Below are 12,601 nucleotides of genomic sequence, written 5' to 3' on the forward strand. Positions count from 1 at the left end.
CATCAAACATTTCAAAATAACTACTTGGCTTAACGCAGTCATTGCACTGATTTTATACTTTCTTAACTTACTACAAAAAATCCCACGGTGCATGAATGGCACCGTGGTTTCTCCTTCATTCGACATACTCGACGAAAGCTTGCGTTATAAAATATATTGCCTATTACTCCTTCTCACGGTCATTCATCTATTCTCGTTGCTTAAAAACTGCTCTAATCATTTAACCATAAAGTCCATTTATTTTATCCAAAAACTTCCTGAAGTATTTTTGATTCCTCATGATCAAGCATGTTTTTCTGAATAATTCGATCAATCGACTTATTCATTTGCTCTGCTAAAGACTGCGAAGATCCAGGTTCACCGATCACATATATTTTTTCCCAATCATTGTTTTTAGCGTGCTTATCCAACATTGGTGCGATCTTTTTGTACCATCGATGTTTATTTGCCTCATATCGGGATTGCAAATTATCTTTCTGAATAGATGGATTACCTGGACCCATTGCAGTCTTTTCTCGCCAGTTATCCGTCTCTAGATCTAATTCAAACGATTTTGTTTCATTAATTTCATTTAAGTAGGACTCTATAAACTTTACTTCATTTTGCTGCACAAGAATGATACCTGCTTTTGGATAGTCCTTTTTTAGCTTTTTCACTTGGTCTAATACAGGTGTTTCCTGCCAAAAGAACGCGGTCTCTAATCTCAATTGGACACGTGCAGCAAACCAAACTTCTTCATCAGCTGTTGCAAAAACAATAACGCCCTTACGAAATTCCTGTTCATTTCCGCGAATAAATTTTTCTACTTTTTGCTTTACAAGTTGAAAGCTTTTAAGTTCTTCCTTGTTATTGGCTTCCTCTAAATATTGTTCAAAATTACGCATGCCATTTTTGAATTGTATTTTCCATTCTCCCCCCTGTTGCTCAGGATCAGAGGGATCAGTATTTAAGTACATGGTAAATACCTTATCCGATCCTTCTCTATGAACGGCTTCTAACTGCTTTATTTCATGATTTAAATCCATCACATCGGCACTCCTTTACGTTAGTTTTCAACGTTACTTAGTATTGTTTAACCGATTATAATAGCGTGTAAACATATCTAAGAGATTAGCTTTAAACCAATAGCAGCAGTTAGAATCATACTGATAAATAGGAGCCTCTTCCAGTCTCTAGACTCATGAAAGAATAACATCCCAGCTAAAGCACTACCTACTGTACCGATTCCTGTCCAAACAGCATAAGCAGTGCTCATTGGAATTGTCCTCATTGCTATGCTTAAACAAGCAAAGCTTGTGACAAATCCGCCAATAAGCCAAATGAAGGAAGCTAGACTGCGTTGATGATTTATTTTATTTATCCCCATCACTCCAATTACTTCACTCACTCCCGCAATAATTAAAAATAGCCAATTCACTTCTTACACCTCTTCTCTTTCATCCGTGGTAGTGACCATTTTTAAGCCAAGCACACCAATCAACAGAACCATTATGAATACGATTTTTATCATACGAAAAGGCTCATCAAACAATACAATTTCGGCAATAACAGTCCCAGCTGTACCAATGCCTGTAAATACTGCATAACTGGTTCCAATTGGAAGCTTTCGGGAAGCAATAATAAGCAAATGCATACTTATATAAATTGCAAACACCGTTAATAACCAAGTAAATAAATTGTAAGAATGCTTTAAACCAATCACCCAACCAATTTCAAATAATCCAGCCACCAAAATAATTATCCAATTTTTATTCATTCATACCACCTCACAACTTTTAGAGTACCCAATTGTAGCTCAAACTCCATTAAAAAAACCGGAAAGATATCCATACGTAAGATATCCTCCCGGGCTTTTATCCCTCCGTGTACACGTATAACGTGCATTTCCTCTCGGACCAGACCAATTAAAAACAATTGCGGAACCCTAGGAAATCGCTATGCAATTCATTTAGATTATATACAGTCTATATAAGTGTGTCAACCCTTATAGCAAGGCATCACTAGAACTTACTTTTTCGTAATCCTTACCTCTTTTATTTGATATCCATCCATTTCTTCCACAGTAAATTGAAATCCTTCATGATCAATAATTGTTCCTTTTGTAGCATCTAAATTCTTCATAAAAATCCAGCCACCGATCGTATCAATTTCTTCATCTTCCAGATTAGTACCGATTAATTGATTTACTTCATCTAGTTGTAATTTACCTGAGACGATCTTATTCTTATGATCAACGTTTTCTATCATTGGTTTTTCATGGAGATCAAATTCATCTCGTATCTCGCCAACAATTTCTTCTAATATATCTTCTACAGTAATTAAACCAGCTGTGCCACCATATTCATCATTAACAATGGCCATATGGATTCGTTCCTTTTGCATTTTTAACAAAAGCTGCTTAATTGGTGTAGCCTCTGAAACATGAAGGATTGGTCGGATAAATTCTTCAATCGATATCGGCTTTTCCTCTTCTAGACGACCTGTGAATAAGGCTTTTATATTGACGAGACCAATAATCGTATCTTTATCCCCATCAGCTACAGGGTATCTGGTAAATTGTCCTTCTTGAATAACTTCAAGATTTACATCAAAACTATCATCTTTATAAAAACAAAGAATCTCAGTCCGCGGAGTCATAATGTTTTTTGCAAGTTGTTCATCAAACTCAAAAACATTGTTTACATACATCATTTCAGATTGATTGATTTTTCCACTTTTATAACTTTCCGAAAGAATTAAACGTAATTCCTCTTCCGTATGTGCAATTTCATGTTCCTTCACAGGTTTAAATCCAAATAATTGAATAAAAAGCCGGGCTGAGCCATTTAACAGCCAAATAAACGGATACATTATTTTATAAAAGAAGATAAGCGGTCTAGCAACATATAACGTTACTGCCTCTGCCTTTTGAATGGCAATTGTCTTTGGTGCTAATTCGCCAATTACAACATGTAAATACGTGATTAACAAAAAGGCTATAGCAAATGATACTATAGAAGCAATTGTTTCATTCATTCCTATACTGTCAAACACGGGATGAAGGATTCTTTCCAGGGTTGGTTCACCTAGCCACCCTAATCCTAATGCCGTTACGGTAATTCCTAATTGACAAGCAGATAAATAGGCATCTAAATTATCGATAAGCTTTTTTGCATGAATCGCCTTTTTATTCCCTTCAGCAATTAAATGATCTATCCGAGTTGAACGAACTTTAACGATTGCAAATTCGGTTGCTACAAAGAATGCGGTCAGCATAATCAATATAGCAACCAATAATAAGTTTACAATTTCCAATTATAATCCTTGTATCATTAGATACAAGGATTCCACCTCCTGCATAATAATTTATTTATACCTTATCCGTTAGCAGGTGAATCACCTGTCAACATAACCACTAATCCTATGGCCTTCCCACGTGAATCACCTCCCTCTCTAATAGCTTTTATTTTACCCTATTCGTATCCTATCGTCTATTCTTATGTATGTGTAGAAAGTGACTAGAAGCAAGCAAAGGAGATAATTAAAGTAAGAGCCAAACGATCATTCGAAACCGTTCGGCCTTTTGCTAGTTCTAAACAATTGACTATGCTTTTAAACACTAATCAGCGAAGTGTGTTATTGTAGTACTGCACAACAACAGACAAGCATTCAAGCTATGTTACTGACTATTTTTTATAATCTTTTTTAATCATTCGCAAAAAGGTAACTACCATGAATAATAAAATCACAGTAAATGGCAGTGCCGAGATTAACGAAGCAGTTTGTAAGGCTTGAAGACCACCTGCCAATAGTAAAACTACAGCAATCGCCGTAATGAGCACACCCCATACAATTTTTGTTACTAAAGCAGGATTTAAGCTCCCTCTCGATGTCATTGACCCTAAAATATATGTCGCAGAATCAGCAGACGTAACCAGGAATGTAAAGATTAAAAAGATTGACAACAATGATAATACCGTTGTAAATGGCAAATGCTGATAGGTTTCAAATAAAGCTACTGCGACATCAGCATTCACTGCTTCTGCAATGGAACTACCATTAAATAGATCATTGTAAAGTGCTGTTCCACCAAACGCAGCAATCCATATACAAGCAATTGCAGGGGATACTACTAATACACCTATAACGTATTCTCGAATTGATCTTCCTCGTGATACGCGAGCAACAAATGCTCCAACAAATGGTGACCATGCTGTTGACCAAGCCCAGTAAAATATCGTCCACTCTCTCACCCATGTTTCACCTGAATAAGGCGTTAGTCGTAAACTATATTGGACAAAGTTTGTGAAATAATCTCCTAAACCCAATACAAATGTATTGAAAATAAATACTGTTGGTCCTGCTAATAATACAAAAACTAATAATAAGAGACATAAGCCTAAATTGATATTACTTAACCATTTAATTCCCTTATCTAATCCAGTACTGGATGAAATTAAATATGTAATTAACATAATCCCAGCTATAGCCATTTGAACCCATATTGACGTCGGTACATCAAATACAGATTTTAGTCCTCCATTCATTTGTAAGATTCCTAATCCTAAAGAGGTTGCAACCCCCATTACCGTAGCAATAACCGCAAGGGAGTCAATCGTATTACCAACCATCTTATTCTTACCAACAATTGGTTGAATAGATGTAGAGATTAAGCCCCTTTCTTTTTTCTTGAATTGAAGGTACGCAATTACTAATCCAACAACAGCAAAGACTGACCATTGGCTAATCCCCCAATGGAAGAAAGCATATCCCATTGCAACTCTTGCAGACTCTTCCGTCATGGATTCTAATTCTGGAAATGGTGTATCGAAGAAATGACTCATTGGTTCTGCCACACCCCAAAAGACTAACCCAGCACCAAATCCTGCTGAAAATAACATTCCAATCCAAGTAAAGAAGGAATACTCTGGTTTCGAATCAGAGGCACCTAGACGTATTTTTCCATATTTACTGAACGAAATTCCAATTAAGAACAGTATAAAAACAAAAACCGCTAATAAATAGAACCAACCAAAGTTTATCGTCGTAAAATCAAATAACTTTCCTGCTACATCCCCGAACTTCTTTGGCATTGTAGCACCAATAATTACTAGTAAAAATACAATGATGGCAGATACATAGAAAACGGGATTTTTGAATGCGCTATTTTTATTCATAACAGATCCTTTCTATAAGTTTTATGTACCATTTACGGGATACGGAACGTAAAGAGGCACATTTTATTATACCCCTTTTATTTTTTAACTAAACCTCAAATTTCCAGCTCAATACCCTCAAAAGAAACTAAGCATTTGGACTGCAAAACTTACTTCCATCAGACAAGCTTATAATCGTCGTAACATGAATTATACTAACTCTCCACAGGATAGGAAGGCTTCAGAGCAATATATTGCAAACAAAAGCTCTCGTTTTCAAAGAGTCTCGCTTATTTCAGCTGCTAAATGAATGATTCTAATCAAAAAAACGAACGATAATTAATTTCATCAACTAATCATCGCTCGTTTTTGATTGCTTCTTATTTACTTTTTCCAGACTCTTTTAAATACTATCTATTATCGTACACGACGTACATGACCTTTAAAATGATTTTTCCAATACCCAGTACTCATATCAGCTACAGCTAGACCAGTTGAATTTTGAGCTCCGATAAACTTGCCACCGCCAACATAAATTCCAACATGTCCATTTGTTTTATACGTATTAAAGAATACGAGGTCACCTGGTTGAATATTGCTATAGGATACTTTTGAACCAGTTCTGGCAAGGGAAGATGTCGTTGAAGGAATAGAATATCCTGCTTGACCAAATGCCCAAGATACAAATCCTGAACAATCAAATCCGCTTGGTCCTTTACCTCCCCATACATATGGTACACCAATATATTGATAGCCAGCATTAATTGCTGTACTAATGCCACCGCCTCCAGAAGATACGGATGGTTTAGATGATGAACCGCTACTGCTTAATGTTTGAAGCTTTCCAGCTGAACTTGAATTTGAATTTGAAGAAGAAACAGTTGGTCTTTGTTGCTGAGCAATACTTTGTTTCACTTCATTTTCTAAAGAAGCTAGATTACTATCTTTTACTTGAAGCTCTTCTTTTAATGCTACAAGATCCTGTTTCTTATTTTTTAATGCTTCTTTTTTATTTTCATTTTCTTGTTTTTGCTCATTAATGGTTGCTTGTACACCTTTTAATTCAACCTTCATATCCTTAAGCTCTTCAAGCTTAGCTAATACTTTATCCTGTTTTTCTTCTACTTCTTTTTTATCTTTCTCTTGTTTTTCCATCAACTGGGTATCTGAGTCGGATATTTTATTCACAGCAGATACACGGCTAATAAAGTCACTAAAGCTTTTAGAACCAAAAATAACTTCTAAATAGCTAACATTTCCACCACTCTGTTGATAAGAAACTACACGCTCTTTTAAAATGTTGTAACGTTTCTCAATAGCTTCCTCAAGTTGAACAATTTCATCCTCTAAAGCTTGTACTTCTTTTTCTTTTTTAGCAATATCGCTTTCTGTCTTATCCATCATTTTTTGATTTTCTTTAAGCGCATGATTAACGTTTTTTATCTCTTTATTTAAATCTTCTAATTCTATTAAAACATCTGCAATTTTCGCTTCTGCTTCTGATAGATTTGCTTTAATTTCATCACGATTATCTTGAATTTCAGACTGTTTATTCTTGAGGTCATCCATCGTTTCCGCATGTGCATCCATTGCAAATGCACTACTTAAACCGACGACTGTCACAGTCGCTACTGTTACGATTGATTTCTTCACCTTTCTCCCCCACTTCTTTTTATCACGTCTGCAAATAAAATATGTATATTTTGTAATTCTTTTGATGGTATTATGCAGTAATGTGAAACTAGACTAGATTATGTATCCTATTAACTTAGGCAATTAGTAGTATAACAGTTAAAAATTGCACACATATTATAGTAATATTACAATTATGTTTCAAATGTGACATAAAACCTCTTTTTCCATTAAAAAAGGCGTTCATTCGATGTAGAATGAACGCCTTAGCCCAAGTTAATTTTCTTCAAAAAGAAGATGTAAATTGTTCCTCTTCTGTCGACCCCTTTAGTGCACCCGTTGAGAAACTACCACCAGATATTATTTGTGCTACTTCATCAAAATAGCCTGTTCCCACTTCGCGTTGATGACGTGTGGCACTATAACCAAATTGCTCACTAGCAAATTCTCCTTGCTGCAATTCGGAGTAGGCCTTCATTCCCTCATCTTTATATTTTCTAGACAGTTCAAACATACTATAGTTAAGAGCATGAAACCCTGCTAATGTAACAAATTGAAATTTGTAGCCTAATTCCCCTAATTTTTCTTGAAAAGTAGAAATTTCGTCATCCGATAACTTTTTCTTCCAATTAAATGATGGTGAGCAATTATAAGCTAGTAATTGATTTGGGTACTTTGCACGAATAGCTTCAGCAAACATGCTTGCTTCCTCCAAGTTTGGTTCTGATGTCTCACACCATACTAGATCTGCATATGGTGCATATGCTAGACCGCGGGCAATGGCTTGCTCAATTCCTGCTTTCGTTTTATAAAATCCCTCTGTCGTTCGCTCTCCAGTAATAAAACGAGCATCATATGGATCAACATCACTTGTAATTAAGTTAGCTGCGTTTGCATCTGTTCTAGCAATTATAATAGTAGGTGTTCCCATTACATCTGCGGCCAATCTAGCAGCAATTAGATTCCGTACTGCAGTCTGTGTTGGTAACAGTACTTTACCACCTAAATGACCACATTTCTTCTCTGATGATAATTGATCTTCAAAATGAACTGCTGATGCCCCGGCTTCAATCATAGATTTCATTAATTCGTAGACATTTAATTGTCCCCCAAATCCAGCCTCTGCATCAGCGATAATTGGAGCATACCAATCAATTGTTTGCTTCCCTTCTGAAAAATAAATTTGATCAGCTCGTTGAAGTGCTTGATTAATCCGTTTTACCACATTCGGTACACTATTCACAGGATACAGGCTCTGATCTGGATACATTTGCCCTGCCATATTTGCGTCTGCAGCTACCTGCCAGCCACTGAGATAAATGGCTTTCAAACCTGCTTTAACTTGTTGAACAGCTTGGTTTCCAGTTAATGCCCCTAATGCGTGAATATATTTTTCCGTATGCAACAGTTTCCATAGCTTACGTGAACCTAATTCTGCTAGTGAGTAGTTGAGGTCAATTGAACCCCTTAATCGAATAACATCATCAGCAGTATATGGTCGTTCTACTCCTGACCACCGTTGATTATTTTCCCATTCTTCCTTAATTATTTCTGCTCTACTATTTGTCATTATAATCCTCCTTTAAAATCAACTACGATATAGTGAAACTTCAATCTGTTAGGGTTTGGTTTTCCCCCTCTAATTGTTAATACCAAAAGGATATGACCTAAAGGCCCTTAAACCAATCGGACATTTACTGGCAGTTGATCCCACACTTACCATTATTGGTTTCTATTACTTGATGTGGAGAGCTTACTACCAGTTATATGCGGGTAAAATCTAATCTGTATGACTATTTGGTAACAATTATTGTTATAATACATATTCATTTGTTATATAACAGAGCATATAAAAAAATTAGTCCTCCTTTTTAGATAGACAATAATCACATTCCTGTATATATCCATTAGTCTTCATCTTCTCTCCACAATCTGGACATCTTGCTGTTTCACTATTCATCAATTTAAGAACCTCCTTTTATATAACAATTTTATTTTTTGTATTTTGTTATAAAACAGTTTATGGTAATATTTGAAAAATTGCAACCCTTTTTTTAAACTTAGTTGAAAAAATTTTTTCGTTGTTGGAGAATAGATGATGGATAAGAGATTTAGGTTAAGACAGCTTAGGAGATGACGATGGTGAAACGATTTCATTTTATTGGGAGTAGAGTGGTTAAAACTGGAGTTGCTGTATTCATAACTGCTTGGATTTGCTCATTACTAAATATCCCGGCTGTATTTGCAGTTATTACAGCAATTGTAACAATAGAACCCACTGTTTCTGATTCTATTCGTAAGGGAATTATTCGATTTCCAGCTTCTGCAATTGGTTCTGCATATTCGGTATTTTTTATATTCTTATTCGGAAACTCTCCCTTAACATACGCACTAGCCGCAACATTTACGATCGTTACTTGTTTTAAGCTAAAACTACATGCCGGGCTTTTAGTAGCAACACTCACTGCTGTAGCAATGGTTGAAGTTATTCATAGCAATTACTTTATATCATTCTTGATTCGTTTAGGAACTACGACCCTTGGCCTATTAGTTTCCACAGGAGTGAACATGTTTGTTTTACCACCTGATTACACAAAAAATATTACAGTAAATATGGAGAGCATTCGTAAACAGACAGGAGATATGATCGCAAAAGTTTTTCAATGCATGGTGGATGTTGATAAGTCACCAATCACTATTAACCCAGCAGATCAAGTATACAAAAAAATACAGCTGACAGAGACACTCATTCGCTTTCAAAAAGATGAATCGAAATTCCATCCACTTGCTGATAGCGAGAGAAATTACTTTAAGATAATAGAAAAACAGCTGATATGTTTAAGGCTTATTCATTACCATACAGATAATGTACTCCATACTCCAAAGAACTTTAGAATGTGGGGAGAAAACGAACGAAGGATTATTTTACATGCAGTAGACGAACTCGTGGAAGGATTTTCACATGCGAAACAGTTTGAATCACAAAAGCATCAACAATGTTTGAAACAATTAAGTGAAATGTTTTGGGAAGAAAATGGTCTGTCAAAAAATAAACATGACTACGACGCCACCACTTTTCCTCCAGAACTTATTATTATTTATGAATTAATATCTATTTACCAACTAGCTGATCGTTATTTTGAGCGTAATCAAAAGTTAAACAATTAGATCGGCCGTGCAAAGACAAATAATATAGCGCTTGGAACTACTTTTTCCACTTCGAAGCAACTGGAAAATACATGACTCTAGTGATCAGAACAACCGTGAGGAGTTTGCAAAGGAATTGGTCTACTCACGAGAAGGCTGATCAAATGTCATGGGAAAATAGAATATGATAGCTATATGTATGAACTATCATTTGCGTCTTCTTTTAAGCATCATCTAGTTATGTTATTCCACTAGATGATGCTTAAATGCATAGATAACTGCCTGAGTACGATCCTGTACCTCCAGTTTACCTAGTAGATTACTTACATGTACCTTTACTGTTTTTAAAGAAATGAATAACTCATCAGCTATTTCCTGATTTGTTTTACCTTGAGCCAATAGGAGTAAAATTTCTTTCTCTCTTTCTGTTAACTGTTCATGTAATTCCACTTGCGGTGTACGCATGCGGTTCATAATCTTTCCAGTTACTTCTGGCTCAAGTACCGTTTGCCCTTGATACGTAGCACGAATAGCTTTGGCAATTTCTTCAGCCTTGGATGTTTTCAACATATAACTAGTAGCACCAGCTTCCAATGCCGGATAGACCTTTTCATCATCTAAGAAGCTAGTCACAATAATAATCTTTGCGTTTGGCCATTGTTCCATAATTAATTTTGTTGCTTCAATTCCATCCATATCTTTCATGACTAGATCCATTAAGATAATATCTGGTCTTAATTCTAATGCAAGTTCTACAGCTTTCTCACCATCATCAGCTTCTGCAATAACTTTAATATCAGGTTGAGCGGATAAATAGGAAGTGACTCCAATTCGAACCATTTCATGATCATCAGCAAATAAAACGTTAATCATTATTCTAATCCTCCTTTCCTAGATTCGGTACCTTTACTTCTATTCGTGTACCTTCATCTGGGAGACTAATTACCTTGAAGCTCCCACCTACCTCATACGCACGTTCTTGCATATTCTGTAAGCCGTAAGAGCCCGTCTTTATTTTTTCCATAACAAAACCAATACCGTTATCCGTTACTCGTAAAATTACGTTTTCATCTCTTTCAACAAGCATTACTTGTAATGTAGTTGCTTTTGCATGTCGCAGCGTATTTGACACTGCTTCCTGAAGGATACGAAACAATTGGTCCTCTACACCTTTATCTACAGTAAACGCCTCAACGTTCCAAGTAATATCCATTGGAACTTTTTGTGTTAATTCAAGCAATAATTCTTCTGCACCAGCTTGTAGGGATTTCCCCTTCAAGGCAACTGGCCGAAGATGTAGCAGTAATGCCCGCATCTCTAATTGAGATTGATGAATCATGTTTTCCACCATTCGCAGCTGCTTTTTCATTACAGTATCCTTAGGAGGGTTTGTTTCATTGATAGCCGACATCATCATGGAAGCAGCAAATAACTGTTGGCTGACCGAATCATGTAATTCTCTTGCTAAGCGATTACGCTCCTGAACAACAATTTCTTGTAAGCTTTGTTCGCGTTCAGTAGCTCTTTCTGTTGCTAATCGCTGCGCTTGTTCTGTCTGAGCCCTAATTTTATTTTGTATTTGTCCCATATACCGGTGAATGTCTTCTAAATCTTTATACGCATCTATATCAAGGGTTAGTTTTTGACCTTTAATGATTTCATCCAGTTGTCTTTCTACGTGATGAATTCGTTGTCTCCAATAATATCCAGTTACTGTCCCAATAATCAATCCCGCAGCAACAGATATAACAAAAATAACTAGCACGAACGATACATCACCTAATTTTTGATCTACAATACGGCTCCAATCATTGACGAACGCGACAAGTGTTAACCCAACCATTGCAATTGATAGTAAAATACTAAACATAACAGCAGTAACAATATGACGCAAAATCATATTCATATTCGCTTCACCTCAATATCACCAGACAATAATGAGGTAACAATTTTCACACGTGGAACAACGGTATCATAATCTTTCGTTTGATAAAGCAAAGATTGATTCATCAATTTTTCATGGTAATGTCCCAATATATGCGCGCGTCCGAATACGGAACTATGGTGTATACTTACTTCAACATCATAAGGAACATAAATTTCCAAGTTACCAACCAAGTGACGTATAGAGATAACTGCTGTGTCTTTAGGAAGTACTGTATTACTTAAGTCAATAATCCGATCACCAAATGCACCATGAATATTAACATCTTTCCATTGATAGGCTGTTTCCTCTGTTCGTTGGTCATCAAATAGTTTATGGTCTAATAATGGTTGCTTACTTATAATTGTTTCATTCGCCTTATGCTGATTCCCCATTATGGAAGGTCTCAGAACTTCCGCTGCTTTTTTGGATTTGCTATAGTTAACCACAAACAAAACGATAGCGGCAATAATTAAGAACCTTACCGCAAGCATATTAAGAATCGCAAAAATAATACCAACCATACCGCTCCAAAAGATTACCTTTCCCCATAGACTGTGGAACTTTTTCCTTCCAATATAAATAAGCAAGGCAAAAAATAAAGCTGGAATTAGCATTCCGCCATGGAAAAATGTGAGCTCAATAATAAAGAGGATTACTCCAATGATCAATATCCAATTTAGAGTGTCCGTTGTTAATCGTTGAAACATGAAGTAAGCCTCCCTTCTTTATTATGTAAAACAGGCGCATCCACGTGCGCCTG

General features: G+C 36.0%; 12 protein-coding genes and 1 riboswitch. Of the genes, 1 reads left to right on the forward strand and 11 read right to left on the reverse strand.

The features are described from left to right. Window positions 1-242 precede the first annotated feature (242 nt). From ABDZ84_RS05295 to ABDZ84_RS05330, 8 genes are all read right to left on the reverse strand, one after another. A complete protein-coding gene (locus ABDZ84_RS05295) occupies window positions 243-1,025 on the reverse strand; it encodes a VLRF1 family aeRF1-type release factor (RefSeq protein WP_026680017.1) in 783 nt (260 codons plus the stop codon). Between the two features lie 77 nt (window positions 1,026-1,102). After that, window positions 1,103-1,417 (reverse strand): DMT family transporter, encoded by a 315-nt coding sequence (locus tag ABDZ84_RS05300; RefSeq protein ID WP_121605615.1) that lies wholly within the window; start codon window positions 1,415-1,417, stop codon window positions 1,103-1,105. A 3-nt stretch (window positions 1,418-1,420) separates the two neighbouring features. Next, complete coding sequence (locus ABDZ84_RS05305; protein WP_026680015.1) at window positions 1,421-1,756, reverse strand: DMT family transporter; 336 nt, start codon at window positions 1,754-1,756, stop codon at window positions 1,421-1,423. Between the two features lie 84 nt (window positions 1,757-1,840). Beyond that, window positions 1,841-1,939: riboswitch (guanidine-I (ykkC/yxkD leader) on the reverse strand. A gap of 68 nt (window positions 1,940-2,007) precedes the next feature. Further along, window positions 2,008-3,294, reverse strand: coding sequence for a hemolysin family protein (locus tag ABDZ84_RS05310; RefSeq protein ID WP_121605616.1), 1,287 nt, complete (start codon window positions 3,292-3,294; stop codon window positions 2,008-2,010). Window positions 3,295-3,665: 371 nt separating this feature from the next. Then, window positions 3,666-5,156, reverse strand: a complete 1,491-nt coding sequence (locus tag ABDZ84_RS05315) for a BCCT family transporter (RefSeq protein ID WP_026680013.1) — start codon at window positions 5,154-5,156, stop codon at window positions 3,666-3,668. Between the two features lie 396 nt (window positions 5,157-5,552). Further along, window positions 5,553-6,788: a C40 family peptidase gene (locus ABDZ84_RS05320; protein ID WP_343780471.1), complete on the reverse strand. Its 1,236-nt coding sequence runs from the start codon at window positions 6,786-6,788 to the stop codon at window positions 5,553-5,555. A gap of 265 nt (window positions 6,789-7,053) precedes the next feature. Next, window positions 7,054-8,337, reverse strand: coding sequence for an isocitrate lyase (aceA, locus tag ABDZ84_RS05325; RefSeq protein ID WP_026680011.1), 1,284 nt, complete (start codon window positions 8,335-8,337; stop codon window positions 7,054-7,056). 288 nt (window positions 8,338-8,625) lie between these two features. Continuing rightward, window positions 8,626-8,730 (reverse strand): YhfH family protein, encoded by a 105-nt coding sequence (locus ABDZ84_RS05330; protein ID WP_371413977.1) that lies wholly within the window; start codon window positions 8,728-8,730, stop codon window positions 8,626-8,628. 176 nt (window positions 8,731-8,906) lie between these two features. On the opposite strand from ABDZ84_RS05330, the gene ABDZ84_RS05335 reads away from it, so the two are divergent. Further along, complete coding sequence (locus ABDZ84_RS05335) at window positions 8,907-9,935, forward strand: aromatic acid exporter family protein (protein WP_246484484.1); 1,029 nt, start codon at window positions 8,907-8,909, stop codon at window positions 9,933-9,935. A 222-nt stretch (window positions 9,936-10,157) separates the two neighbouring features. Here ABDZ84_RS05335 and ABDZ84_RS05340 read toward each other — a convergent pair whose 3' ends face one another. Genes ABDZ84_RS05340 through liaF form a run of 3 tightly spaced genes read right to left on the reverse strand, consistent with a single transcriptional unit; the run spans window position 10,158 to window position 12,548 of the window. Beyond that, window positions 10,158-10,787 (reverse strand): response regulator, encoded by a 630-nt coding sequence (locus ABDZ84_RS05340; RefSeq protein ID WP_026680009.1) that lies wholly within the window; start codon window positions 10,785-10,787, stop codon window positions 10,158-10,160. A 4-nt stretch (window positions 10,788-10,791) separates the two neighbouring features. Beyond that, window positions 10,792-11,820 (reverse strand): sensor histidine kinase, encoded by a 1,029-nt coding sequence (locus tag ABDZ84_RS05345; protein WP_026680008.1) that lies wholly within the window; start codon window positions 11,818-11,820, stop codon window positions 10,792-10,794. Beyond that, entirely contained in the window at window positions 11,817-12,548 is a 732-nt protein-coding gene (gene liaF, locus ABDZ84_RS05350) for a cell wall-active antibiotics response protein LiaF (RefSeq protein ID WP_026680007.1), read from the reverse strand. Before liaF ends, ABDZ84_RS05345 begins: the two co-directional genes overlap by 4 nt. Between the last annotated feature and the right edge of the window lie 53 nt (window positions 12,549-12,601).

It is taken from the genome of Virgibacillus salarius (assembly GCF_039521925.1).
In the GTDB taxonomy this organism is placed as follows: Bacteria; Bacillota; Bacilli; order Bacillales; family Amphibacillaceae; genus Virgibacillus; species Virgibacillus salarius.